24 protein-coding genes are annotated in these 25,590 nt (G+C 73.2%); 4 read left to right on the top strand and 20 right to left on the bottom strand.

From position 1 onward, the window contains the following. Positions 1-52: 52 nt before the first annotated feature. The 15 genes from A4R25_RS19765 to eno all read right to left on the bottom strand — a co-directional run bounded on the left by A4R25_RS19765 (position 53) and on the right by eno (position 12,870). Positions 53-1,384, bottom strand: a complete 1,332-nt coding sequence (locus tag A4R25_RS19765) for an NAD(P)/FAD-dependent oxidoreductase (RefSeq protein WP_043326553.1) — start codon at positions 1,382-1,384, stop codon at positions 53-55. A 103-nt stretch (positions 1,385-1,487) separates the two neighbouring features. Then, positions 1,488-2,051: a hypothetical protein gene (locus A4R25_RS19760; protein WP_043326554.1), complete on the bottom strand. Its 564-nt coding sequence runs from the start codon at positions 2,049-2,051 to the stop codon at positions 1,488-1,490. Beyond that, positions 2,048-3,409 carry a DUF58 domain-containing protein gene (locus A4R25_RS19755; protein ID WP_064447686.1) on the bottom strand — a complete coding sequence of 454 codons (1,362 nt, stop codon included), beginning with the start codon at positions 3,407-3,409 and terminating at the stop codon, positions 2,048-2,050. The genes A4R25_RS19760 and A4R25_RS19755 overlap by 4 nt, the downstream gene beginning before the upstream one ends. After that, a complete protein-coding gene (locus tag A4R25_RS19750) occupies positions 3,409-4,407 on the bottom strand; it encodes a MoxR family ATPase (RefSeq protein WP_043326556.1) in 999 nt (332 codons plus the stop codon). The genes A4R25_RS19755 and A4R25_RS19750 overlap by 1 nt, the downstream gene beginning before the upstream one ends. Next, on the bottom strand, positions 4,407-4,991 hold the full coding sequence (locus A4R25_RS19745) for a hypothetical protein (protein ID WP_064447685.1): 585 nt from the start codon (positions 4,989-4,991) through the stop codon (positions 4,407-4,409). The genes A4R25_RS19750 and A4R25_RS19745 overlap by 1 nt, the downstream gene beginning before the upstream one ends. Beyond that, positions 4,988-5,719 carry a DUF4129 domain-containing protein gene (locus A4R25_RS19740; protein ID WP_043326558.1) on the bottom strand — a complete coding sequence of 244 codons (732 nt, stop codon included), beginning with the start codon at positions 5,717-5,719 and terminating at the stop codon, positions 4,988-4,990. Before A4R25_RS19740 ends, A4R25_RS19745 begins: the two co-directional genes overlap by 4 nt. Positions 5,720-5,739: 20 nt before the next feature. After that, positions 5,740-6,453, bottom strand: a complete 714-nt coding sequence (locus tag A4R25_RS19735) for a uracil-DNA glycosylase (protein WP_064447684.1) — start codon at positions 6,451-6,453, stop codon at positions 5,740-5,742. 19 nt (positions 6,454-6,472) lie between these two features. Further along, positions 6,473-7,177: a dienelactone hydrolase family protein gene (locus A4R25_RS19730; protein WP_043326560.1), complete on the bottom strand. Its 705-nt coding sequence runs from the start codon at positions 7,175-7,177 to the stop codon at positions 6,473-6,475. 238 nt (positions 7,178-7,415) lie between these two features. After that, a complete protein-coding gene (locus A4R25_RS19725) occupies positions 7,416-8,348 on the bottom strand; it encodes a hypothetical protein (RefSeq protein ID WP_064447683.1) in 933 nt (310 codons plus the stop codon). Continuing rightward, positions 8,345-8,677 (bottom strand): PadR family transcriptional regulator, encoded by a 333-nt coding sequence (locus A4R25_RS19720; RefSeq protein ID WP_030271259.1) that lies wholly within the window; start codon positions 8,675-8,677, stop codon positions 8,345-8,347. The genes A4R25_RS19725 and A4R25_RS19720 overlap by 4 nt, the downstream gene beginning before the upstream one ends. A gap of 180 nt (positions 8,678-8,857) precedes the next feature. Then, positions 8,858-9,787 (bottom strand): Ppx/GppA phosphatase family protein, encoded by a 930-nt coding sequence (locus A4R25_RS19715; protein WP_064447682.1) that lies wholly within the window; start codon positions 9,785-9,787, stop codon positions 8,858-8,860. Positions 9,788-9,833: 46 nt separating this feature from the next. Further along, on the bottom strand, positions 9,834-10,343 hold the full coding sequence (locus A4R25_RS19710; RefSeq protein WP_043326570.1) for an amino-acid N-acetyltransferase: 510 nt from the start codon (positions 10,341-10,343) through the stop codon (positions 9,834-9,836). A 1-nt stretch (position 10,344) separates the two neighbouring features. Next, positions 10,345-10,899, bottom strand: a complete 555-nt coding sequence (locus A4R25_RS19705; RefSeq protein ID WP_064447681.1) for a DUF501 domain-containing protein — start codon at positions 10,897-10,899, stop codon at positions 10,345-10,347. A 23-nt stretch (positions 10,900-10,922) separates the two neighbouring features. Beyond that, positions 10,923-11,558 carry a septum formation initiator family protein gene (locus A4R25_RS19700; RefSeq protein WP_043330639.1) on the bottom strand — a complete coding sequence of 212 codons (636 nt, stop codon included), beginning with the start codon at positions 11,556-11,558 and terminating at the stop codon, positions 10,923-10,925. A gap of 28 nt (positions 11,559-11,586) precedes the next feature. Then, the gene (eno, locus tag A4R25_RS19695; RefSeq protein WP_064447680.1) at positions 11,587-12,870 is read right to left on the bottom strand and encodes a phosphopyruvate hydratase; all 1,284 of its coding nucleotides are present in this window, start codon (positions 12,868-12,870) and stop codon (positions 11,587-11,589) included. A gap of 213 nt (positions 12,871-13,083) precedes the next feature. Between eno and A4R25_RS19690 the strand changes: the two genes are divergently transcribed. Continuing rightward, the gene (locus A4R25_RS19690) at positions 13,084-13,776 is read left to right on the top strand and encodes a hypothetical protein (RefSeq protein ID WP_064447679.1); all 693 of its coding nucleotides are present in this window, start codon (positions 13,084-13,086) and stop codon (positions 13,774-13,776) included. Further along, positions 13,773-14,612 carry an NAD(+) diphosphatase gene (locus A4R25_RS19685; protein ID WP_064447678.1) on the top strand — a complete coding sequence of 280 codons (840 nt, stop codon included), beginning with the start codon at positions 13,773-13,775 and terminating at the stop codon, positions 14,610-14,612. Before A4R25_RS19690 ends, A4R25_RS19685 begins: the two co-directional genes overlap by 4 nt. A 4-nt stretch (positions 14,613-14,616) precedes the next feature. Here A4R25_RS19685 and A4R25_RS19680 read toward each other — a convergent pair whose 3' ends face one another. The 4 genes from A4R25_RS19680 to mfd all read right to left on the bottom strand — a co-directional run bounded on the left by A4R25_RS19680 (position 14,617) and on the right by mfd (position 22,159). Continuing rightward, complete coding sequence (locus tag A4R25_RS19680) at positions 14,617-16,236, bottom strand: DUF885 domain-containing protein (protein ID WP_064447677.1); 1,620 nt, start codon at positions 16,234-16,236, stop codon at positions 14,617-14,619. 486 nt (positions 16,237-16,722) lie between these two features. After that, positions 16,723-17,697, bottom strand: coding sequence for a nucleoside triphosphate pyrophosphohydrolase (locus A4R25_RS19675; protein ID WP_064447676.1), 975 nt, complete (start codon positions 17,695-17,697; stop codon positions 16,723-16,725). Then, positions 17,694-18,464, bottom strand: a complete 771-nt coding sequence (locus A4R25_RS19670) for a SurA N-terminal domain-containing protein (protein ID WP_064447675.1) — start codon at positions 18,462-18,464, stop codon at positions 17,694-17,696. The genes A4R25_RS19675 and A4R25_RS19670 overlap by 4 nt, the downstream gene beginning before the upstream one ends. Positions 18,465-18,511: 47 nt before the next feature. Continuing rightward, positions 18,512-22,159, bottom strand: a complete 3,648-nt coding sequence (gene mfd, locus A4R25_RS19665; RefSeq protein WP_064447674.1) for a transcription-repair coupling factor — start codon at positions 22,157-22,159, stop codon at positions 18,512-18,514. Between the two features lie 155 nt (positions 22,160-22,314). Between mfd and A4R25_RS19660 the strand changes: the two genes are divergently transcribed. Continuing rightward, positions 22,315-23,223: a cyclase family protein gene (locus A4R25_RS19660; protein WP_064447673.1), complete on the top strand. Its 909-nt coding sequence runs from the start codon at positions 22,315-22,317 to the stop codon at positions 23,221-23,223. Positions 23,224-23,421: 198 nt separating this feature from the next. Here the strand turns inward: A4R25_RS19660 and A4R25_RS19655 are convergent, their stop codons facing one another. Next, positions 23,422-24,462: a S66 peptidase family protein gene (locus A4R25_RS19655; RefSeq protein WP_064447672.1), complete on the bottom strand. Its 1,041-nt coding sequence runs from the start codon at positions 24,460-24,462 to the stop codon at positions 23,422-23,424. Between the two features lie 85 nt (positions 24,463-24,547). Between A4R25_RS19655 and A4R25_RS19650 the strand changes: the two genes are divergently transcribed. Beyond that, entirely contained in the window at positions 24,548-25,576 is a 1,029-nt protein-coding gene (locus A4R25_RS19650) for a hypothetical protein (protein ID WP_064447671.1), read from the top strand. The last annotated feature ends 14 nt before the right edge of the window (positions 25,577-25,590 follow it).

Genomic DNA, 25,590 nt, shown 5'->3' with positions numbered 1-25,590 from the left:
ACACGGCGAAGGCCCCTCCCGCGTACGGGAAGGGCCTTTCGTCCGGCAGGCGTCAGACGCGCGCGGCGACCGGCGGGGCGGACGCCTCGGCGAACTCCTCACGCGGGTCGTGCAGCTGACCCAGCGCCACCACCTCACGCTTGAGGAAGAACGCCAGCGTCCAGTCGACCACCACGCGCACCTTGCGGTTGAACGAGGGGATCCGCGACATGTGGTACGTCCGGTGCATGAACCAGGCCGGCCAGCCGGTCATCTTGATGCCGTAGACCTGCGCCACACCCTTGTGCAGGCCGAGGCTGGCCACGCTGCCGGCGTGCTTGTGCTTGTAGTCGACCGGCTCGCGCCCGCGGATCACGTTGGCGATGTTGTCGGCCATCCGCGCCGCCTGCCGCACCGCGTGCTGGGCGCTCGGCGAGCAGAAGTTGCCCGGCTCCTTGGTCAGGTCCGGCACGGCGGCGCAGTCGCCGGCGCTCCACGCGCCCTCGACCACCCGGTCGCCGTCCACGATCTGCAGCGTGGGCCGGCAGGTGACCCGGCGGCGCTCGTCGCGCGGGAAGTCCGTGGCGTCGAGCATCGGCGACGGCTTCACACCGGCGGTCCAGACGATGGTGTCGGACGGGAAGCTGTCGCCGTCGGAGAGCTTCACCACACCGTCGACGCAGGACTCCAGCCGGGTGTCCAGGCGGATGTCCATGTCCCGTTTCATCAGCTGCTGCACCGTGTAGGCGCCCATGTCCCGGTCGACCTCGGGCAGCACCCGCTGGGTCGCCTCGACCAGCACCCAGCGCATCTCCTCCGGCTTCAGCTCCGGGTAGTAGCGCAGCGCGTCGCGGGCCATGTCCTCCATCTCGGCGAGCGCCTCGATGCCGGCGTAGCCGCCACCGACGAAGGTGAACGTCAGCGCGCGGCTGCGTACCGCCGGGTCGGTGGTGGAAGCCGCCACGTCGAGCCGGTCCAGCACGTGGTTGCGCAGGTAGATGGCCTCACCGATGGTCTTGAACCCGATGCCGTGCTCGTGCAGGCCGGGAATCGGCAGGGTGCGGGAGACCGAGCCGGGCGCGACCACCACGTGGTCGTACTGGATCTCCCGGGCCGGGCCGCTGATCGGCTGCACCACTGCGGTCATGCGGTCGTGGTCGATCCGGGTGACGGTGCCCGCCACCACGGTGCACTTGCGCAACTCCCGCCGCAGCGGCACGACGGCGTGCCGCGGGGAGATGTTGCCCGCCGATGCCTCCGGGAGGAACGGCTGGTACGTCATGTGCGGCTGCGGGTCGACGACGATGACCTCGGCCTCACGCCTGCTCAGCTTCTTGGACAGGCGCAGAGCGGCGTACAGGCCCACGTGACCGGCACCCACGACAAGGATCCGCTTCGGGTTCACGTCATCTATCTTTCCCCGGGGGCCCCCGGTAATCCCGCGCGAGACCCCCTTCTGTGACGGAGCACAACCCATGTGACCTGCGCAACGTCACCGGAACGCTGCGTCACTTGCGACGCAGCAACCAGCCCAGCAGCGCGCTCAGCCCCACCGCCACCAGCAGCCCCACCACCGTCGCCGCCTGCGAGCCGTCCGTCCCGCCGACGCCACCCAGCCACGCCAGCACCACGCCGAGCACAGCGCTGGCGAGCACCACCCCGCCCGCCCGGCTCAACCACCGGAACACCACGTCCGGGTCGATCAGCCCGTCGTAGGGCAGCAACGCGGCGAGCGCGCAGAGCGAGTGCGCCAGATAGAGCAGCGTCGCCACGGCGAGCAGCCGCCACAGCGCCGGCGGCCGGTCGAAGCCGAGCGTGGCCAGCAGCCAACCGCCGACCGTCACCAGCGCGGCGAACGTCGGCCAGATCCGGCGCGGACCGAACGCCGGCAGCACCGCGGCCACCGCCAGGGCCAGCAGCGAGCGCGCGGTGAGGGCCTGCACCGGGTACGCGAGCAGGAAACCGGCCAGCACGGTGAGGAAGATGCCGCCGCGTACCAGCAGCGGCAGCGGGCTGACCCGGGCGGCCGCGTACCGCAGTGCCCGTACCCGCTCGACCAGGGCATCCGTCATCTGAGTCCTGCCTTCGGGGCGGTCGCCAGCCTGGCCACGTCGCGGAGCACCTCGTCCAGGCTGCCCGCGCCGGCCCAGCGCACCACCGGCACGCCGTGCTCGCGGAGCTGGCCGATCATCGTGTCCCGGTCCAGCCGCCACAGCCGGTACGCCACCTCGGCCCAGCCCCGCTCCTTCGGCACCGGCAGTTCGGCCGGCAGCGTGTCCACCGCCACCACGAACCGGCCTCCGCGGGCCAGCCGGGCCAGCATCTGCGCGGACCGCTCGTCCAGCAGCGGGGTGAGCACCACCACGAGCGCGTCCGAGGAGAGCAGTTGCGGGCCGAAGACCTGGTCGTACGGCTCGTGCGGGGACGACTCGGCGTGCACGTCGAGCAGCCACTCCAGCACGGTCAGGTACTGCCGCCGCCCGGTGGCCGGACGCAGCCGGCGCGCGGCCGGGCCGTACTCCAGCATCGACACCCGGTCACCGCGGTGCAGGTAGTGCTCGGCGATCGCGGCGGCGGCCCGAACCGTGGTGTCCAGCACCGACGCCGGGCCGTTCACGCCACCGGAGCGGCCCGCCTCGGCGAGCACGTCCAGCAGCACCACCACCTCGGCGTCCCGGTCCGAGAGCGTCGCCGCCACGTGCAGTTGGCGCGCTCGCAGCGACACCCGCCAGTCGATGCGGCGCAGCCGGTCGCCGGGCGCGAACACGCGTACCCCGGCCAGCTCGCCGCCCTCCCCCGGCCGCCGCGACCGGTGCGCGCCGACCAGCCCGGCGGCCCGGGGCATCGCCTCGACCGCGTCGAACGGCTCGGTACGCGGGTAGACCCGGGCCCGGATCGGGTCGGTGATCACCGCGCGGGAGACCAGCAGCCCGTCGGCGACGGCGACCCGCACCCCGGCCGGGCCGATCGGGTGCCGCCCCCACCGCAGCGCCGTGCCGGTCAGCTCCAGGTCGACGGCGCTGCCCCGGGGTACGGAGGTGACGAACGGGCGGTCCGCCCCGCCGGAGCGGCTCACGTCCAGCCCGGCGCCGCCGAAGCCGACCTGCTCCACGCGCAGCCAGCGCGACATCCGCGTCCGCACCACCGCGAGGTCGTACCCGACCAGGTCCGGGTTGGCCACCGCGACGGTCGCGGCCAGCGGGGAGCCCTCGACCAGGTGGGTGTCCGCGACGCCCAGCTCCAGTTCCGGCAGGCCCGCGGGGCGGCGGCGCAGCGCGTACGCGGTGCCCAGCGCGAACGGCGTGGCGAGCACCACCAGGTCGATGCGGCCGAGCAGGACCGCCGCGACGAGCAGCACGCCGGTGAGCAGCACGGCCCGGCCGAGCGCCCAGGTGGGCGCCCAGCCGCTCGCCGCCTCGGCCCGATCCATCAGCGCCCGGCGGCGTAGCTGGGCAGCGCGCCGCTGGCCGGGGCGGGCGTGGACTCCAGCACCTCGCCGACCACGAACGCCGGATCCACCCGGCGCAGCCACATCTCCGGCCGCAGCGTGATCCGGTGCGCCAGCGCGGGCGCCGCCACCGCCTTGACGTCCTCCGGCACCACGTAGTCGCGGTTGGCGAGCACCGCCCGGACCCGGGACAGCAGGAGCAGCGCCAGCGAGCCGCGCGGGGACGCGCCGACGAGCACCGACGGGTGCTCCCGGGTGGCGGCGGTGAGCGCCACGATGTACCGGCCGACCGAGTCCTCGACCACCACGTCCTCCAGCGCTGCCTGCATGGCGCGCAGCGTCGCGGCGTCCACCACCGGCTTGATCTCCGCCTCCTCACGGCGGCGGGCGATCCGGCGGCGCAGCACGTCCCACTCCTCGTCGTGGCTGGGGTAGCCGAACGAGACACGCAGCAGGAACCGGTCGAGCTGCGCCTCCGGCAGCGGGTACGTGCCCTCGTACTCGATGGGGTTCGCGGTGGCCAGCACGTGGAACGGCTCGTCCAGGCGGTAGGTCACGCCCTCCACCGACACCTGCTTCTCCTGCATCGCCTCCAGCAGCGCCGACTGCGTCTTCGGCGGCGTCCGGTTGATCTCGTCGGCGAGCAGCAGGTTGGTGAACACCGGCCCGGCCCGGAACGCGAAGTCGCCGCTGCTCTGGTCGTAGAGGAACGAGCCGGTCACGTCGGCGGGCAGCAGGTCCGGCGTGAACTGGAGCCGCCGGAAGTCCAGCCCGAGCGCCTGCGCGAAACAGCGCGCGGTGAGCGTCTTGCCCAGGCCGGGCAGGTCCTCCAGCAGCACGTGACCACCGGCGAGGATGCCGGCCAGCACCAGCTCCAGCGCGTCCCGCTTGCCGACCACGACGGTGCCGACCGCCTCCAGGACGGCCCGGGCGAGCCGGCCCACCTCGGCGGGGGCCATGCTCCGGTCCACGTCGTTCATCAGATCTTCTCCAGTTCGGCGACGATCGCCGCGAGGTCGCGCGGCGACGGAGGGCGGCGGGCGGGGGTGGTGAGGAACGTCCACAGTGGCTCGCCGAGCAGGGCGCGGGCGCGGGCCGGATCGGACTCGCGGGTGACGCCGTGGCGCTGGCGCAGCCGCTCGTCGGCCAGCTCGCCGAGGCGGGGCAGGATGCGTTCGGTGAACCGCTCCCGGTTGTCGCCGGACCAGTCCAGCGGGCGCTCCCAGCCGTTGATCGCGGTGCGCAGCGCGTCCCGGGCGGACCAGTTCCAGGTGCCGGGCTCCTCACCGGCGGGCGTCCGGGCGCCGGCGCGGGGCGGCGGCGGGGGCGACAGCGCGGCGGTGACCCGGCGTACGGCGAGCACGGCGAGCACCCCGGCCACGATGATCCAGATCGGCACCTTCAGGCCGACCGCGCGCAGCCCGACCACGACCACCACCACGACGGCGGCCGTGACCGCCGCGGTACGCAGCAGCAGGCGTGCCCGGCCACCGCCCGAGGGGCGTACGTCCTCCCCGGCGGGCTCCTCGCCGAACGACAGCAGGTCGTCGATGCTGGTGCTCACGACGCCTCCCCCGCCAGGCTGGTCAGCTCGCCGCGCAGCCGGCGTAGCGCGGCGCGGGCCTGGTCCCGGGTGTGCTCGTCGACCGGGTGCGTGGCGTACCGGGCCTCCCGGTAGACGTGCGCGAACCCGTCGAGCACGTCGGCGCTGGCGATCGCCGGGATGCCGGCCTCCGGGTCGCCGCGCAGCAGCCGGGCCACCAGGTCGGTCGGGGTGTCGCCGGTGTGCCGGGGCACGCCCGCGTCCTCGGCGGCCTCCTCCAGGCGCACCCAGCACGCGATCACAGCGGTACGCGGGTCGGTGGAGCGGTCGTCCAGTTCGACGAGCCCGGCGTCGAGCGCGGCCACCACCTCACGCGCGGTCCCCTCGGCGGTACGCCGGGAGCGCCGCACCGGCACCGCCCGGGTCGTCCGCCGCAGCGCGCCCCGGAGCACGTTCCACAGGACGTACCCGATGGCGCCCAGCACCACCGCGAACAGCAACGCCACGGCGGCGGTGGCCAGCCAGTCGGGCACACCGCCCGACGTGGACTCACCCACGTCGCGGGGTTCCACCGGGTACGACGGCACCGCCTCGGGCGACGGGTACTCCGGCACGTACGGGATGGTGTCGGCGGCCGGCGGGATCCGGCTGGCCCCGATGGCGGAGTGACCGGCGGCGAACGCGGCGAGCGCGAGCAGCACCGTCACCGCGGCGACCGGCCACCACCTGCGCAGTACGCCGAAATCCATCCCACCGCCTCAGGTGTTCCTCAGTCCACCCCGGCCAGGTCCTTCGCCCGGGTGAACACGTCGTCCAGCATCGCCGGTGTGAGCCGGCCGGTGAACGTGTTCTGCTGGCTGACGTGGTAGCAGCCCAGCAGGTCCGGCACGGACTCGCCGGACCAGTGTGCCCCATGGCCGAACGCCGGTCGCGGCGTGGGCGGTCGCTGCCCGTACACCTGACGGAGCACCGGCCACCACGCGGCCCACGCGAACGCGCCCAGCGCGACCACGACGCGCAGCGTGGGCCGGATCAGTTCTACCTCGCGGTGCAGCCACGGCGCGCAGGTGTCCCGCTCGGCCGGGGTGGGTTTGTTGTCCGGCGGCGCGCACCGCACGGCCGCGAAGATGCGGGTCTCGCGCAGCGTCAGGCCGTCGTCGGCGGAGACGCTCGTCGGCTGGTTGGCCAGCCCGGCCCGGTGCAACGCGGCGAACAGCACGTCACCGGACCGGTCCCCGGTGAAGATCCGGCCGGTGCGGTTGCCGCCGTGCGCGGCCGGCGCCAGACCGAGAATGGCGATGCGCGCGTCCGGCGGGCCGAGGCCGGGCACCGGCCGTCCCCAGTAGTCCTGGTCGCGGAACGCGGCGCGCTTGACCCGCGCCACCTCCTCCCGCCACGCCACCAGGCGCGGGCAGGCGAAGCAGTCGCTGACCGCGCCGTCGAGGTCGGCCAGGTCGGCCGCCCGCGCGGCGCGGGCGACCACGTCCTGCGGGGTACGCGACTCAGCCAAGCTTCGCCCGGAACAGTTCCAGCGTGCGGGCCCAGGCGGTGGCGGCGGCCCGCTGGTCGAAGTGCTCCGGCCGGTCCTCGTTGAAGAACGCGTGCGCGGTGCCCGGGTAGTCGAACGTCTGGCAGGTGCCACCGGCCGACTCGATGGACCGGCGGACGCTCTGCACCCCGTCGGCGGCGGACAGGCCGTCCGCCTCGGAGCAGTGGATGAGCGCGGCCTTCCCGGCGTAGCCGGCCCAGCCGCCTTCGTCCGCCGCTCCCACGGCCATGCCCTCCCAGGGCAGGCGCGGGTAGAACCCGGCGGTGGCCACGATGCGCTCGGAGAACGTGCCGGACCACAGGGCCAGGCTGGCGCCCGCGCAGAACCCGGCGCAGCCCACCTTGCCGGCGACCTCGGGCCGGCTCGCCAGGTATTCGGCGGCAGCGGCGATGTCGCTCGCCGCCTCGTCCATCTGGGAGCTGTTGAGCATCAGCCGCGGCTCGGTCGGCTTCACGGCCGGTCCGCCGTGCCGGAAGTCGGGCGCGAGCGCGACGAAGCCGGCCTCCGCGAAGCGGTCGACCACGGCCCGTACGTGGGGTACGAGACCCCACCAGTCCTGGATGACGATGACCGCCGGGCTGGCCACACCGCCGGAGGGTATCGCGAGATACCCCTCGCTCGTCCCCCCGTTGCCGGTGAAGCTCACCATCTCGCCCATGGGCCCGTCCTCCTTGCGGTCAGTCAACGTTGGCTGGTCGCACAGTTGGCTGTTACGTGCCGGTAGCGTGCCACGCGGTCAGCGGCCCGGGGAAGACAGAACAACAGTGGCATTCACCTCCTGTAGACCTCACAGACCAGTGGCCGACGCCCCGCACCACAACCCGGCGAGATCTTGGAAGCTTGCGGCCCTTATGAGGGCCGTTTCCTTCCAAGATCTCGCCGGATCGAGCGCGCGCTCAGGGAGTTGACGTGGGTTCCGGGGAAGCGGTGGGGGTGGCACTGCCGGTGGGCGCGAGTGCGGGCGGAGCGATCGACGGCGAGGCCGGCGGACCGAACGGGGCCAGCTCCGGGCAGTACGGGTAGGTGTTACGCATCTCCGGCACCGCGCCGGCGTCAGCCATGCAGCTCGGCCAGCCGAGCCGGATCGGCACGCCGTTTTGGTCGAAGAGCCGCGCGTCGCGGATCAGCCGCCCCTGCTGGTCGTAGACGAAGACGTCCTCGATCCGGTCGTACCTGTGGTCCACCGACGTCTGCTCGTAACTGCCGTAGCTGTCGGTGTCGGCGCGCTCGTCCACCTGGGCCAGCACGGCGAAGGAGAACAGCAGCAGCGCGGCGGTGGCGATCTGGTGCAGTTGCCGCCGCCACCCGGTGATCCCGGCGGAGCGGCGACCCCACCACATCGACGCGACGACCGCGCCGATGAGCAGCAACAGCCCCGTCGAGCTGTTGCCGTCCAGCCGGGGCACCAGGCCGGACCGGCCGTCCACCATCCACGCCACGATCAGCGCGGCCAGCCATCCGCGCACCAGCCACCAGGCCGGACGCAGCGGACGCAGGAAGTCGCTCACCGTCTCGTGCCCGAAGACCGGGCCGAGCTGGCGGTCGAGCAGACGCAGCTGGGTGGCCGCCTCCCGCCGGGCCTCGGCGAGGCGGTGGAAACGCGCCGGCCGCCGGCTCGGCTGGGCACCGGCGACGGCGCGCAGCTCGGCGGCGTACGCCTCGGGGGTGCCCAGCCGGTCGACCAGCGTGCCCTCGCCCTCGGCGGCGACCTCGGCGAGGTGTTCCGGCAGTTCCTCGGTCAACTCGTCGCGGACCTCCGGTGGCAGGTCGGCGAGCGCGGCCCGCACCCGGTCGACGTAGTCCGTGATCTCCTGCCCCGTGACGGTCATGCCGCCATCCCCCGATCGTCGAGCAACGCGTCCATGGTGGTGGCGAACGAGCGCCAGGTCTTGCCGGAGCGGGTGAGCTGGTCACGCCCGGCGGCGTTGAGCGAGTAGTACTTGCGGTGCGGCCCGGACTCGCTCGGCACCACGTACGTGGTGAGCAGACCGGCCGCGAACAGCCGGCGCAGCGTGCCGTAGACCGAGGCGTCGCCGACCTCGGTGAGACCGGCCTCGCGTAGCCGCCGCAGGATGTCGTAGCCGTACCCGTCCTCGTCCTTGAGCACGGCGAGCACCGCGAGGTCGAGCACGCCCTTGAGGAGCTGCGTGGTATCCACGCTCCGCACAGTAGTGCGCAATACGCACTACCGTCAACGACACAGCACCTACAGGCGGGCGGTCCATCCGATGAAACGGTCGAACAGATCGGCCCTTCTTGTTGACCAAGGAGTTGGCGGCCCCGGAGGCGTCCGGATCGGACACAAACTCCTTGATCACCGCCGGAAGGGGCCAGAGGGCTAGGCGAGGCTCCAGGCGATGCCGTCGAGGATGTCGTGCTCGGAGGCGACCACCGACGGCATCCCGGCCCGCTCCATGATCACTCGCAGCACCAGCGCGCCCGCGCCGATCACGTCGGCCCGCCCCGGGTGCATCACCGGGTACGCCAGCCGCTGCTCACTGCTCTTGCCGAGCAGGTCGGCGGTCACCTCGGCCACCTGCTCGTACGAGACGCGGGCGTGGTGGATGCGGCTCGGGTCGTACTCCTGGAGCCCTTGCGCCAGCGCGACCACGGTGGTGACCGAACCGGCCAGCCCGACCAGCGTGGCGGCCTCGCGGCCGGGCACGGCGGCGAGCGCGCGGTCGACGGCGGCGGCGATGTCGGCCTCGGCGGCGGCGATCTGTGCCGCGGTCGGCGGGTCGCCGTGCAGGTGGCGTTCGGTCATCCGGACGCAGCCGATGTCCACCGAGATCGCGCCCCGGACGCCGTCGGCGCGGGTGCCGACGACGAACTCGGTCGAGCCGCCGCCGATGTCGACCACCAGGTACGGCGGTTCGGCGTCGGCGGGCAGGCCGCGCACCGCGCCGGTGAACGACAGGCGTGCCTCCTCGTCGCCGGTCACGACCTCGGGCGGTACGCCGAGCGTGCGCTCGACCATCGTCCGGAAGTCGGCGGCGTTGGAGGCGTCCCGGGAGGCCGAGGTGGCGCACATGCGGACCCGGTCGGCACCGGACTTCTCGATCTCGGCCGCGTAGTCGGCGAGCGCCACCCGGGTCCGCTCGATGGCCTCCGGGGCGAGCATGCCGGTCTGGTCGACGCCCTGCCCCAGCCGCACGATCTCCATCCGCCGGCTGACGTCCACGAGCGGCGCCGTTTCCCCGGCCGAGGGGTCGGGCAGGTCGGCGATCAGCAGTCGGATCGAGTTGGTCCCGCAGTCGATGGCTGCCACACGCGCACTCACGGCGCCCACCCTACGGCAGCCCGCCCGGGGCAGCTCAGAGGCGCAACAGCATGCGGGAGTTGCCCAGGGTGTTGGGCTTGACCCGTTCCAGGTCCAGGAACTCCGCGACACCCTCGTCGTACGAGCGCAGGAGCTGCTCGTAGACCGGCTGCGGCACGGGCGCGCCGTCGATCTCGCGGAAGCCGAACGAGCCGAAGAAGCCGGTCTCGAACGTGAGCACGAAGATCCGGGCGATGCCCAGGTCGCGCGCCGAGTCGATCAGCTCACCGACGATCCGGTGCCCGATCTTGTGGCCCCGGCAGGACGGGTCGACCGCCACCGTCCGGATCTCGGCCAGGTCCTCCCACATCACGTGCAACGCGCCGCACCCGACCACCGTGCCGTCCGGCGTCACCGCGACCCGGAACTCCTGCACGTCCTCGTACAGCGTCACAGTCGCCTTGCTGAGCAGCCGCCGGTCGTCGGTGTAGGTGTCCACCAGCCGCCGGATGCCGCGCACGTCGGCGGTGCGGGCCCGGCGCACAGTGATCTGGTCGGCGCTCATCTCACTCCGCCGGCACGTCCACGCAGGGGCCGGCGGCCCACCACTTCTCCACCAGCGCCAGCGTCTCGTCGCCGAACGGGTTGACCCCCGGCCCGGCGGCGAGCGCATGCCCCAGGTGCACGTGCAGGCACTTCACCCGCCCCGGCATGCCACCGGCCGAGATGCCGGCGATCTCCGGCACCTCGCCGATCGCCTCCCGGCGGGTCAGGTAGTCCTCGTGCGCGGCCCGGTAGCGCGCGGCCAGCTCCGGATCCTCGGCGAGCCGCTCGGCCATCTCCTTCATCAGCCCGGCCGACTCCAGCCGGCTGCACGCCGCCGTGGCACGCGGGCAGGTCAGGTAGAACAGCGTCGGGAACGGCGTGCCGTCGGCCAGCCGGGGCGTCGTCTCCACCACGTCGGGCAGGCCGCACGGGCACCTGTGGGCCACCGCACGGGTGCCGCGCGGCGGGCGTCCGAGCTGCGCGGCCACCGCGGCCAGGTCGGCCTCGGTGGCCGGCTGGCGTTCCGGCGGGGGTACGGAGTCCGCCGCCGGCTCCTGCGGTGGTACGACGCTCAAGGTTGTGCCTCTCGAATCAAAGCTCACTTGTCCTGGCGCTCGGCGTTCGCCGCCCGCACGCTCGACCACAGGGTGTCGTACCAGGGCTCCGGCGCGGTCGGCGCCCCCGGCTTCGCGTCCTTGCCGGCGTCCTTGGCCGCGCCCTCCGGGTCGGAGAGCACCACCAGCAGCGTCTCGCCCGGCTTGCCCATGAAGAACCGCTCCCGGGCCTGCGTCTTGACGTACTCCGGGTCCTTCCACTTGGCCGCCTCGGCGGTGAGCCGCTCGATCTCGGCCCGCTGGGCGGCCTGCGCGGCCTCCATCCGCTCGATGTCCGCCTGCTGGTCCAGGTAGACCCGGACCGGATAGGTGTACGCCAGCGCGAGCGCGATCAGCACCGCGAACAGCACTGTGGCGCGCCCGGTGAAGCGCCGGGGTTGGGGTGCGGTGAGCCGCTTGACCGGACCACCGGCAGCGGTACGCCGGGCCGCGGCGGGGCGGCTCGCGGAGCGTACGCCGTCGCTGGCCCGGGACGCGCCGGGTGACCGGCCGGCGGCGCGCGTCTCCGCGCGGACGCCGTTGTCGCGGGCCGTGGACCGGACCCGGGCGCCGCCCGTCCGGCCGGGCTGACCCGGCCGACGGGCGGGCCGCTGGCCACCCGGTGTGCGGCGCTGCTGCATCGTCACACCCCTCCCCCGGAGCGCTCGCTCAGGCCGAACGGTAACGCGGGAACGCGCCGGCGCCGGCGTACCGCGCCGCGTCGGCCAGCTCCTCCTCGATCCGCAGGAGCTGGTTGTACTTGGCCACCCGGTCCGAGCGGGCCGGGGCGCCGGTCTTGATCTGCCCGCAGCCGGTGGCGACGGCCAGGTCCGCGATGGTGGTGTCCTCGGTCTCGCCGGAACGGTGGCTCATCATGCACTTGAAGCCGGCCCGGTGAGCCAGGTCGACGGCGTCCAGCGTCTCGGTGAGCGAGCCGATCTGGTTGACCTTGACGAGCACCGCGTTGGCGGCCCGCTCCGCGATGCCCCGGGCGATGCGCTGCGGGTTGGTCACGAACAGGTCGTCGCCGACGATCTGGATCCGGTCGCCGAGCGCGGCGGTCAGGGTGGCCCAGCCGCTCCAGTCGTCCTCGGCCAGCGGGTCCTCGATCGACACGATCGGGTAGTCGCCGGCGAGCTTGGTGTAGTAGTTGCTCATCTCCTCGGCGCTCTTCGCGGTGCCCTCGAACGTGTACGTGCCGTTGTCGAAGAACTCGGTGGCGGCCACGTCGAGCGCGAAGACGATGTCGGTGCCGAGCCGGTAACCGGCCTTCTCCACCGCCTCGGCGATCAGGTCCAGCGCGGCGGCGTTGGTGGGCAGGTTCGGGGCGAAGCCGCCCTCGTCACCCAGGCCGGTCGACAGGTCCTTCTTCTTCAGCACCGACTTCAGCGCGTGGTAGACCTCGGCGCCCGAGCGCAGCGCGTCCCGGAACGTCGGCGCGCCGATCGGCGCGATCATGAACTCCTGGATGTCGACGTTCGAGTCGGCGTGCGCGCCACCGTTGAGGATGTTCATCATCGGCACCGGGAGCAGGTGCGCGTTCGGGCCGCCCAGGTAGCGGAACAGGCTCAGCTCGGCGCTGCCCGCGGCGGCCTTGGCCACGGCCAGGGAGACACCGAGGATGGCGTTCGCGCCCAGCTCGCCCTTGTTGTCCGAGCCGTCGATGTCGATCATCTTCTGGTCGATCAGCCGCTGCTCGCTGGCCTCGTAGCCGATGAGCTGGTCGACGATCCGGTCCTCGATGTTGGCGACGGCCTTCTCGACACCCTTGCCCAGGTAGCGGTCCTTGTCACCGTCGCGCAGCTCGACCGCCTCGAAGGCGCCGGTGGAGGCGCCGGACGGCACCGCGGCGCGGGCGATCGTGCCGTCGTCGAGCCCGACCTCGACCTCGACCGTCGGGTTGCCCCGCGAGTCCAGGATCTCCCGGGCGACGATTCCCTCGATGGTTGCCACTGAGTCGCTCCTCGTTTGTGTGGTTCCGGTCCGATATGGGCCGCGACGGTGCGGCTGAGGCAGGTGTTGAACGCAGCGTATCGGTCCCCGCCCCGCCGTACGCCGCTCGGGGCGGCCCCCGAGGCGCTTGCTGAGACGGACATTCCCGGATTACCGGTCGTCAACCGGCAACCGGTTTGCGAGAGGTTGCGTCGATCGACAAGGCTGGGCATCATGCCTGCCGCCTCGACGACTCTCCGCGTGCTCGCCGCCTCGGTCATCGCGTCGCTCTCGGTCACCGGCTGCCAGGCCCTGGACGACGCGGGCGTCGCGCTCGGTCGGGCCGACCTGGTCAACGACCTCGCCGCGCGGATGGACCGGGCGCTGGAGCAGACCTGGGCCGCCGACTACCAGCTCGACGGCGGTCGCACCGCCTCGATCGCGCAGACCAGGAAGCCGCTGCGCTCCACGTACACCTGGCCCGGCGGCAAGATCACGGTGACCCAGGAGTCGGTGACCCGGTGCGCGAGCACCGCCGCCCGCACCTCCTGCACCGTGTCTCCGCCCGTGCTCACCGCCGGAAAGCCCTCGGTGATCGTCTACGACGAGGCACGCAAGCAGGGCCTGGTCACGCCCCCGGCGGTGATCCGGCTGCTCACCGAGGCCGCGCTCGCGCCGGACGCGGTCATCGAGCAGAGCGACACCACGCTGGCCGGGCACCATGCCACCTGCGTGAACGTCACCCACGACGGTGAGCGCTTCAGCACCTGCGTGACGAACGAAGGCGTGCTGGGCAGCTTCTCCGGCACGATCGACGGCAAGCCGGCCGAGGTGACGCTGAGCCGCTACACCGAGAGCGTCGAGGCCGCCGCGTTCGCCGTGCCGGCCGGCGCGGGCGTGGTGGACCGCCGCCCCGCCACGTCGTGACCCCGCCCGACGGCGCCGGGTTCCGGCCCGCCGCCGATCACGGGCGGCCGCCGCAGCCGGGCGACCTGGCGCTGCCGGTCGCCGGCCGGAAACTGCTGACCGGCCCGGACGCCGCGCAGCCGCTGCGCATCGGCGCGCTGCCCGGCGACCTCGCCTGGACACCCGTCGGCACGCTCGACGGCACCCCGGCATGGGCGGCCGAGGTCACCGACCCCGAGTCGCTGCCCGGCCGGTGGCGCGGCTGGCGCGGCCTCGCCGCCGAACTGCCCGCACCCCACGCCGACCTGGCCGGACGGGCGCTCGCCGTGGTCACCTGGCGGCGTACGCACAGGTGGTGCGGGGCGTGCCGGGCCGAACTGTCCGACGTGCCGGGCGAGACCGCGCGGCGCTGCCCGGACTGCGGGCTGACCGTGTTCGTGCCGCTGTCCGTAGCGGTGCTGACCGCGATCACCCGCCCCGGCCCGGCCGGCGCAGCGGGCGAACTCCTGCTGGTCCGGCACGCGCACGGCCCGACCGGTTTGTGGGCACTCGTCGCCGGATTCGTCGAGGCCGGCGAGTCGCTGGAGGCGGCGGTGCACCGCGAGGTCGCCGAGGAGGTCGGCCTGACCCTGCGCCGCCCCGCGTACGTGGACAGCCAGCCGTGGGCGCTGACCGGACCGGGCACACTGCTCGCCGGGTTCACCGCCGAGGTGACCGACCCGGCCGCAGAACCGGTGGCCGACGGCACAGAGCTGACCGAGGCGCGCTGGTTCCCGGTCGACGCGCTGCCCGCCGAGCTGCCGCCCGCGTACTCCCTGTCGCGCTGGCTGATCGACGCGGTCGCCGCCCGCCGGTGAGCCCTCACACCCCCAGCAGGGTGCGCAGGTGGCGCGGCGGCGGGCAGTCGTACGCCAGCATGGCGTCGTGCCAGTCGCGCACCGGCACGCCGTCCGGACGGGCGGCGGCGATGTCGGCCATCTCGCTGTAGCCGACGAAGTACGTCGACAGCTGCGTGGAGGTGAGCAGCGCCCGCCGCCACTTGCCGGCCGCCTCCCCCTCCTCCTGGAAGCCGCGCCCGGTCATCAGCGCCATCGCCTCGGACTCGGGCAGATCGTCGCAGTGCACTAGCTGGTCGAGCAGCGCGTTGATGGTCATCCGCAACTGCATCTTGAGCTGCTGCAACCGCACCGGCAGCCCGCCGAAGCCGAGCCCGGCCATCAGCTCCTCGGTGTAGACCGCCCAGCCCTCGATGAACACGCCCGACTCGGTGAGCGCGCGTACCCGCGTCGGCCCGTCGTAGCGACGGGCGTGGGCGAGTTGGAGGAAGTGGCCGGGCATCGCCTCGTGCACGGTCAGGTTGCGGATCATGTGGTCGTTGTACTCCCGGTAGAACGACTCGACCCGCTGCGCCGGCCAGTCCGCCGGGGTGGGCGCGATGCAGTAGAACGTCGGCACGTCGGCCGTCTCCAGCGGCCCCGGCGAATCGCAGTAGGCGACCGCCACACCCCGCGCGAACTCCGGCATCTCCTGGATCACGCACGGGTCACCGACCATGCTGACCAGGTCGTGGTGGCGCACGAAGTCACTCGCCTCGTCCAGCGTCACCGAGGCGAGGTCGACGATGGTGGCGTCGTCCGGGTGCTCGGCGGCCAGCAGGTCCAGCGCCCGGCGTACCGTCTCGTCGTCGGCCGGGCCACCGACCAGCTCGACGGCCGCCGCGCGGATCTCCTCGGTGGCCCGGTCCAGGTTGGCCCAGGCGCGGCGCTGCACCTCGGCGGCGCTCAGCTCGGTGTCGAGCGTGTGCCACAGCCGCGCCTCCCAGCGCCGCCGGCCCAGCCGCGGGTCACGCCCCGGGCCCGCGTCGGCCGCCAGACCCTGCCGCAGCCACGCCACGAACTCCTCCAGCGCGGCGATCGCCTCCGTGGCCGCCGGGCCGACCCGGTCACGCAGCGCCGGCGCCTGGGCGAGCAACGCCGGCACCTCGTCGCGGATCAGCGCCGCCGTGCCGGTGAACTGCCCGACCGCCGTCTCCGCGTGGATGCGCGGCATGTCCCGCAGCGTCGCGCGCGCTGTCGCAAGCGCATCGGGTACGGCCGACAGGCGCCCGGCGAGGCTGGTCAGGCGCTCCTCGGCGGGGGCGAAGGGACGGGCCAGCAGGGCGTGCAGCAGCGGCCCCGGATTGTGGCGCAGCGGATCCCACTCGTGGGCGCGAATCTCGGTGGCCTCGAACAGCCCTCTGTCGATCATGCTGGTGAGCAGCGCGTGGTCGACGCTCTCCGCCACGTCGAGCGCATCCGGGTCGATCTCGGCGAGCGCGTCCGCCGCGTCCTTCAGCATCGCCTGATCGGCGGCGAGCGCGTCCGCGGACAGATCGGGCAGCCGGTCGTCGTAGCGGTGGTCCCCGGCGGAGGTGGCCAGCCCGGGCCGGCTCTCCAGCAACGCCTCCACGATCCGCTCCGCCAGCGGTACGAACGACTCCATACCCGGCACCCTACCGATCACCCCCGACCCCTTTCCCGACCCAGCTCCCGCCCGCCGGGCCACCCTCCGCGTTGATCAAGGAGTTCGCGTCCCCAGTAGTGCCCGCCGCGACCCCAAACTCCTTGATCACCGACACGGCCCGCCGGGTGGCTGGGCCGATCTTGGTACGGAACGGCCCCTATGAGGGCCCTTTCATACCAAGATCTACGGCCGATCCCGAGATGCGGTCTACGAGTCTCGGGAAGCGAGAGGGCTCGACTCGGGCCGGCAGCGCGCTGGGTCCCGACCGGGCGGACAAGGGCGGCGAAACGCCGACCCCCATCAGCCTGTCCCGCCACCACGCAACCCGACCCGGCAGCCCTCCGCGATCTTGCACTTCCTGCCCGGACGGAAGGGACATTTGCGATGCCCAGGGGGCCGCAAGTGCAAGATCGCGGGGCGGGAGGGCGGGAGGGCGGGGCGGGAGGGCGGGAGGGGTGGGCGGGGTCAGGTGGGGCGTTCGGCGGCTCGGACCGCCTCGGCGTACGCCAAGGTTGCACGGCGCAGGGCGGCCTCCGGGTCGATGCCGGCCTGCCGGGCGGCGGCGACAGTTGCCAGCAGGCTCGCCCCCAGCCGCGCTTCCGGGTCCACCTGCGACTCGGCCAGCGGGGGCGGTACGGCCAGGCCGACCCGGCCGGCGCGGTCCAGGATCTTCGCGGCCAGCGCGAGCGCGGGCTGGCTCAGCGCGATGCCGTCCAGCACCGATTCGCGGGTCTTCTCATCCCGCTTGATCCGTTCCCAGTTCGCCTCGATCTCCTCGATCGAGCCGGCCGGCTCGCCGGAGAACACGTGCGGGTTACGCCGCACCATCTTGTCGACAAGCGTTCCGGCCACGTCGTCGACGGTCCAGCTCTTGCCGTCCGGTAGGTCCTCGGCCAGCCGGGCGTGCAGCAGCACCTGGAGCAACACGTCGCCCAGTTCCTCGCGGAGCGCGTCGGTGTCGTCGGCGCTGATCGCGTCGTACGCCTCGTAGCACTCCTCCAGCAGGAACCCGGCCAGGCTGCGGTGGGTCTGCGCCCGCTTCCACGGGTCGCCGCCCGGGGAGGCCAGCCGGTCCATCACCTCGACCGCGTCGAGCAGCCGGGCGCCGGGTGGGTCCCACGAGCCGTACATCAGTTCCAGCTCGGCCAGCCCGGGCTCGCGGGCCAGCCGCAGCCCCAGCTCACGGGCCAGCGTCTCGTCGCCGGCCGGGCCGGCCAGCCACACCGCCCCGCCGTGCGTGGCGGCGGCGTCGAGCAGCGCCTGGGTCGCGCCCTCGGTCACCACGCTCACCTCGGCGCCGGCCGTCCGGACCGCCCGGGTCAGCTCGCTCTCCGCACCGGCGAGGACCGGCGCGGAGCGTACGGCGTCCCAGGCGGCCGAGGTCAGCAGGCCGGCGGGCAGCCGGGGCGAGGTGACGAGCAGGACGATGCGCGCGGTCATGCGGTTCCGGGGGCCGGCGAACCACCGGCCGGCGCCTCCGGCGTCGAGATGTCGGTGACCGGGCCGTCCTGGTTGACGTAGGGCAGGGAGTAGAAGACGAGCGACTGGCCGGTGTTGACGAGCGACGGCACGCCGCTCACCCCGAACCGGGGGTTGACGCTGACGTCCACCTTCTCGGCCTGCTGCTGCAGCACGTTGCTGAGCGCGGTGGCGCTGCGCACGAACCCGGCCTCGCCGAACGCCTGCCGGACCTGGTCGACGGTCAGGCCCGGCTGGATCGCCCCGGTCTTCTCGATGGCGCGGTAGACGGCCATCAGGGACTCGTCGCTGAGGTCGGCCGGGGGCAGGCTCTGCTGAAGGGTGGCGGAGAGGTCCACCCACTCGCCCCACAGCTTCGTGTACTCGGTGGTCGCCGGCATCCGCAGCGGCTGCTGAAGCTGCTCCGGGGACACCTCGTCGGTGACCTGGAGGCCCTTCTCGGCCGCCACGCGCTTGCCGAGGTCGAGCGCGACGAGCAGGTTCAGCACGTCCTGCCGGGTCACCGGGGACCGCAGCTCCTCCGGCGACGGCGTCTGCGGCGCCTGGTTCCGGACGGCGTCCGCGTACTGCCGCTGCGCGTCGTCGTAGATCGCATCGACCCGCTCGACGGAGTAACGGGTGTCTCCGACGTAGGCGGCGACGTCCGGGGCGGACCGGCCACAGGCGGCGAGAGAGAGCGCGGCAAGAGCCGCGACGCTGACGGCGACGAGGGAACGACGTGCACGCATGTGGCTCACTCTCTCACGCCCCGTACCGGCCTGTGACTCCACCCACCTCATCGCGCACCCGCCGGGACCGCACGAGCCAGCTCCTCGGGCTTGCCCAGGACATCCGCCAGGAGCTGCTCGCACCACTCCAGCAACGCCTGGTCGCGCAGCGGCTCGCCGCCGATCCGCCGGGTGCTGGGCCGGGGCACGCTGACCTGGTCGAGCGCCTGCTTGTAGACCGAGTCCGGGTGGTAGCGCTTGAGCCGCATCTGCTTCGAGTCGGGCAGCGGCAGCGGGCCGAACCGGATGTGCTTGCCCTGCATCGACACGTCGGTGAGCCCGTAACGGCGGGCCAGCAGCCGGAACCGTGCCACCGCGACCAGGTTCTGCACCGGCGCGGGCGGCTCGCCGTACCTGTCGGTCATCTCGGCGACCACCTCGCGCAGCCGCTCGGCGTCGCGGGCCTCGGCGAGCTTGCGGTACATCTCCAGGCGCAGCCGCTCCACTCCGACGTAGTCGTGCGGCAGGTGCGCATCGATCGGCAGGTCGACCTTGACCTCCGTCTCCTCCTCGGTGCTCTCGCCCTTGAAGGCGGACACCGCCTCGCCGACCATCCGGACGTACAGGTCGAAGCCGACGCCCTCGATGTGGCCGGACTGCTCGCCGCCGAGCAGGTTGCCGGCGCCGCGGATCTCCAGGTCCTTCATCGCCACGTACATGCCCGCGCCGAGTTCGGTGTGCTGGGCGATGGTGGCCAGCCGCTCGTGCGCGTTCTCGGTGAGCGGCTTCTCCGGCGGGTAGAGGAGGTACGCGTACGCCCGCTCGCGGCCCCGGCCGACCCGGCCGCGGATCTGGTGCAGCTGGGCCAGGCCGAGCAGGTCGGCCCGCTCCACGATGAGCGTGTTGGCGTTCGGGATGTCGATGCCGGACTCGACGATGGTGGTGCAGACCAGGACGTCGAACTCCTTCTCCCAGAAGCCGACCATCACCTTCTCCAGCGCCTCCTCGCCCATCTGGCCGTGCGCCACCGCGACCCGGGCCTCCGGCACCAGCTCCCGCAACTTGCGGGCCGTCTTCTCGATCGACTCGACCCGGTTGTGCAGATAGAAGACCTGACCGTCGCGGAGCAGCTCGCGGTGGATGGACGCGGCCACCTGCCGGTCGTCGTACGCGCCGACGAACGTGAGCACCGGGTGCCGCTCCTCCGGCGGGGTGGCGATGGTGGACATCTCCCGGATGCCGGTGATCGCCATCTCCAGCGTGCGCGGGATCGGGGTGGCCGACATGGCGAGCACGTCGACCGAGGCGCGCAGCGTCTTCAGGTGCTCCTTGTGCTCGACGCCGAACCGCTGCTCCTCGTCGATGATCACAAGGCCCAACTGCTTGAACCGGGTGGACGCCTGGAGCAGCCGGTGGGTGCCGATGACGATGTCGACGGTGCCGGCGGCGACCATCTCCAGCGTCTGCTCGGTCTCCTTCGGCGTCTGGAACCGGGACAGCTGCCGGATCGACACCGGGAACTGGCTCATCCGCTCGGCGAACGTGTTGTAGTGCTGCTGCACCAGCAGCGTGGTCGGCACCAGCACCGCCACCTGCTTGCCGTCCTGCACCGCCTTGAATGCCGCCCGTACCGCGATCTCGGTCTTGCCGTAGCCGACGTCGCCGCAGATCAGCCGGTCCATCGGGACGGTCTGTTCCATGTCCCGCTTGACCTCCTCGATGGCGGCCAGCTGGTCCGGCGTCTCCTGCCAGGGGAAGGCGTCCTCCAGCTCCCGCTGCCACGGGGTGTCGGGGGCGAAGTTGTGCCCCTTGGACGCCTTGCGCGCGGCGTAGAGCTGGATGAGCTGCGCGGCGATCTCGCGGACCGCCTTGCGCGCCCGCGCCTTGGACTTCTGCCAGTCCGAGCCGCCCATCTTGTGCAGCGTGGGCTGCTCGCCGCCGACGTAGCGGGAGAGCTGATCGAGCTGGTCGGTCGGGACGAAGAGGCGGTCGCCGGGCTGGCCGCGCTTGCTCGGCGCGTACTCGATGACCAGGTATTCGCGGCTGGCGCCGTTGACCGTGCGCTGCACCAGCTCGACGTACCGGCCGATGCCGTGCTGCTCGTGCACCACGAAGTCGCCGGCCTTCAGCTCCAGCGGGTCGATGGTGTTGCGCCGCCGGCTGGGCATCTTGCGCATGTCGCGGGTGGAGGTGCCCCGGCCGCCGGTGACGTCGTTGCCGGTGAGCAGCACGAACTTCGACGCCTCGTCGACGAAGCCGGCGGTCAGGCAGCCGCACGACACGAGCAGCTCGCCCGGTGCGGGCGCGGTGGGCACCTCCTCGGTGAGCCGGGCGCCGAGACCGGCGTCGCGGAGCACCTCGACGGCCCGCTGGGCGGGGCCGTGCCCCTCGAAGACCAGCGCGATCGACCAGCCCTCGCCGGCCCAGCGCTTCAGGTCCTCGACCACCCGGGCCGTCTCGCCGTGGTAGAGCGGGGCCGGCTGGGCGGCCAGGCTCACCGCGATGGCGTCGTCGGGGGTGACGTCGACCTCGGCCGGCGCGTCCTCCCAGGGCTGCCGGGCCGGTGCCGCGTCCGCCTCGACCAGGCCGAACGGCGCGAGCGTCCACCAGGGCTGGCGCAGGGCGCGGGCTGCCGTGCGTACCTCGGCCAGGGTCTTGAAGGCGGCGGCGCCGAGGTCGACCGGGGCCTGGCCGCCGACGGCGGCTGCGGCCCAGCTGGCCTGGAGGAACTCCTCCGAGGTACGCACCAGGTCGTGCGCGCGGGTGCGGATGCGCTCGGGGTCGCAGAGGAGTACGTGGGTGCCGGCCGGCATGCAGTCGACGAGCAGTTCCAGCGCGTCGGCGCCGATCAGCACCGGCGCGAGGGACTCCATGCCCTCCACCGGGATGCCCTCGGCGAGCTTGTCCAGGATCTCGGCCAGCTCGGGGTGCTCGGCGGCGAGCGCGGCGGCCCGCTCCCGCACGTCCGGGGTGAGCAGCAGCTCGCGGCACGGCGGCGCCCACATCTGCGCGACGCCCTCGATGGTGCGCTGGTCGGCGACCGCGAACGTGCGGATCTCCTCCACCTCGTCGCCCCAGAACTCGACCCGGGACGGGTGCTCGTCGGTGGGCGGGAAGACGTCCAGGATGCCGCCGCGTACCGCGAACTCGCCGCGCTTGGTGACCAGGTCGACCCGGGCGTACGCCATGTCGGTGAGCCGGCGGGCGACCTCTTCCAGGTCGGCCTCGTCACCGGCGGCGAGCTGGACGGGTTCCAGGTCGCCGAGGGCCTTGAGCTGCGGCTGGAGCAGCGACCGGACCGGCGCGACGACGACCCGCAGCGGCCCGGTGCGGCCGTGCGCGTCGGCGGCCTCCGGGTGGGCGAGGCGGCGCAGCACGGCGAGGCGCCGCCCGACCGTGTCGGAGCGGGGCGACAGGCGCTCGTGCGGCAGCGTCTCCCAGGACGGGAAGACCGCCACCTGCTCCGGCGGCAGCAGGCTGCCCAGCGCGGAGGCCAGGTCGTCGGCCTCCCGGGTGGTGGCGGTGACCGCGAGCACGGGACGGCCCGCGCCGCCGGCCGGCTCGTCGGCGGCGACCGCTGCCACCGCGAACGGGCGCAGCGCGGCGGGGGCGGTGAGGTCGAGCCCGTCGACCTGCGCGGCACCGGAGCGCGCCAGGTCACGCGCCCGGGCCAGCCCCGGGTCGGCCAGGGCGGCGGAGAAGAGTCCGGTGAGCATCAGTGATCACTTCCAGCGGATCGACACACGACGACGACCCCGCGTCCAGCCGGACGGGGGGTGCACCGTTCGAGCCTATCCCCCTCCACCGACGATCCGGGCCCGCCCGATCTTCGATCTTGACCGGCCGTGGCCGGGCGTGGTGCGGTGGGCGGATGGTCGAGTATCGGGCGGTCTTCGACGCCCAGGTGGATTTCGCAAACGGTGGTGGCCTGCGCACGGACGGGTTCCGGTTGGACGTGCCGCACCCGGACGTCACCGACGACGAGGTGGCCGCGCTGCTGGTCCGGCACCTCGGGCTGCTCATGGTCGGCGAGGTGCGGATCACCAACCGGACCGTGGTCGAGGAGCCGCACAAGGGCGGACGGGGCCTCGATGTGCCGGCCTCCGGTGGGCGGAAGCTCGTCGAACTGAGTCACGTGATCGCCGAAGGGCTGGTCACGCTGCCCGGTTGGCCCGGCCCGGCGATCAGCGACTGGCTGACCCGGGAGGAGTCCCGGAATCGGTACGCGCCGGGCGTCGAGTTCCACGTCGCCCGGATCGACATGATCGCCAACACCGGCACGTACGTGGACACGCCGTCGCACCGCTTCGCCGACGGCCCGGACCTGACCGGGGTGCCGCTGGACCGCCTCGCCGACCTGCCCGGCCTGGTAGTGCGGGTGCCCGCCGGTACCCGGGCGGTGGACCGGCTGATGCTCGCCCCGTACGACGTGGCCGGGTGCGCGGTGCTGCTGCACACCGGCTGGGACGCGCACTTCGGCACCGACAGGTACGCCGCGCCGGAGGCGCCCTTCCTGACCGGTGACGGTGCGCAGTGGCTGGCCGAGGCGGGCGCGGCGCTCGTCGGCATCGACTCGATCAACATCGACGACATGACTCCGGCGGCAGCGGGTCAGCGCCCGGCACACACCGGTCTGCTGGCCGCCGGGGTGCCGATCGTGGAGCACCTGACCGGCCTGGACGCGCTGCCGCCGACCGGCTTCCGGTTCACCGCCGCCCCGCCACGGGTCGCCGGCATGGGCACGTTCCCGGTCCGCGCCTTCGCCGTCGTGGCCACCTGACCCACGCCGCCGCCCGCCGCCAACCGCCGCCCGCCAAGCGCCGCCAAGCGCCGGGTGGAACGCCATGGGTGTCAAAAGGGCGCTGAGACACCCATAACGTTCCACTGACCGCCACCTCGAGGCGTGAGTGGAACGGCATGGGTGTCAAACGGCGACGTAGACACCCATGCCGTTCCACCGAGCAGGCGGGCGGCGGGGTCAGTAGCGGACGGCGATCCGTCGCTCCACCGCGTCCACGCGGATCTCGCCGCCGTACGGGATGATCAGCTGCGGGTCGGTGTGGCCCAGGTCGACGTCGAAGACCACCACCGGGTCGCCCGCGTAGGGGGCAAGAGCCGACAGGATCGCCGCCCGCTGGTCGGCGGCCCAGGCCAGCCGCTCCGCGACCGTGTGGGGCCGGTCGAAGTCCCACGCCTTGGGCCGGCCCACCACGATCGCCGGGAAGCCGGCGAGCAACCCGCGCTCGCCCAGGTTCCGCACGATCCGGAAGACCTCCTGCACGGACGGCATCTCCTCCGAGGTCTCCAGCACCAGCACCGAGCCGGCCAGGTCGGCCGCGCGCGGAACGCGGTCGGTCGCCATCAGCCAGTGCAGGATCTCCAGATTGCCGCCCCACGTGCGGCCCTGCACCACCTCGGCCGGGCCGTGCCAGCGCCGGCCCTCGGACGGGTACATCGGCGGCTCCTCGGCCAGCGTGGCCGGGTCGCGCCAGTCGCACGGCTCGTCGCCCCACTCGGGGGCGGCGGTCAGCTCGTACCAGCCGGAGGTGAACAGCGCGGCGCGCAGCGAGTCGAGCGTCAGCGGGTGCGGCTTCCCGGAGCGCCCGAGGTGCACCAGCACGGACCCGCCGTGGTAGCCGACGACGCCCAGCCGGTAGAGGTGGTTGAGCACGTTGGTGTTGTCCGAGTAGCCGAAGTACGGCTTCGGGTTGGCCCACAGCTCCTCGTCGTTCAGGTACGGGGTGACAGTGATCAGGTCGTCCCCGCCGACGGTGGCCAGCACGGCGGTGATCGTCGGGTCGGTGAACGCGGCCATCAGGTCACGTGCCCGGTCGCGCGGGTCGGCGCCCATGACGCGGGTGGTCGGGTACTCCACCGGTTCCAGCCCCAGCTCGTCGCGGAGCCGGCGCAGCCCCAGCTCGTACACGTGGGGGAAGAGACCCGGCAGGCCGGCGGAGGGTGAGACGACCGCGACGCGGTCGCCCGGCTTCGGTTTGGGGGGATAGACGGGTGCCTGCATGGCCCGACGCTATCGGCCCGGACCAGCGGTTTTCGCCCTGACGAAACCGCCTCAGCCAGGCAAATGCCGCCAATAGGCTGAGCGCGTGGACGACGAGCCGGAACTGCGTACCCGGGACTGGCTGCCGCGCACGGCGGCGCTGATCCTCGGCACCCTGGCGCTGGCCAGCGCGTTCATCGCCGCCTACGTCGGCGCGCTGCACAAGCCCGACCCGCGCGACATCCCGGTCGCCGTCGTCACCGGCGACCAGCAGGCCCAGGCCGTGATGTCCGCCGTCCGCGCCCGCACCGACACGATCAAACCCGTCGGGTACGACAGCCGCGGCGCCGCCCAGGACGGCCTCACCGACAGATCGGTGTACGCGGTGCTCAGCTCCTCCCCTGACGGTGGCCTGACGCTCGCCACCGCCAGCGCCGGAGCGCCCGCCGCCACCGAACTCGTCACCGACGTGTTCACCGAGGCGGCCCGGCAGGCCGGGGTGCCGCTTCAGGTCACCGACGACGTGCCGGTCTCCGGCGACGACCCGCGCGGCCTGGTCCCGTTCTACCTGGCCGTCGGCGTGGTGCTGGGCGGCTACCTGGCGTCCACGGCGCTCGGCATCTCACTCGGCACCAGCCCCCGCGACCTGCGCCGGGCCGGGCTGCGGATCGCCACGCTCGCGGTGCACGCGATCCTGCTCGGCGTCATCGGGGCGATCCTGGTCGGACCGGTGCTCGGCGTGTTCGCCGGTCACGTGGCGGCGGTGGCGGTGGTCGGCGCGCTCGCCGCGTTCGCGGCCGGGATGGTCGCCGCCGCCGTGCAGGGCTGGCTCGGACTGCTCGGCACCGGCATCGTGATCCTGCTGCTCGTGGTGCTCGGCAACCCCGGGTCCGGTGGCATCTACGCGCCCGAGTTCCTGCCGCCGCTCCTGCGCGGCATGCACCGCTGGAACGTTCCAGGCCTCGCCACCGACCTGTTCAAATCGGCCATCTACTTCGACTGGCGCGGCGGCGGCTGGGCGCTGACCGGCCTGCTGATCTGGGTCGTCGCCGGCCTGGCCGGGCTGCTCACCGCGACCATGTTCCGCGCCCGACGGCGCCCGGCGCCGGGCCGGCACGCCGTCGACCGGGGCTGACCGGCGGGCCGTCC

Origin of the sequence: Micromonospora sp. NBRC 110037, assembly GCF_001652995.1 — a bacterium.
GTDB lineage: Bacteria > Actinomycetota > Actinomycetes > Mycobacteriales > Micromonosporaceae > Micromonospora > Micromonospora chalcea.
Note: the sequence above shows the minus strand (reverse complement) of the source record. Positions and strands in the feature narration are given on the sequence as shown.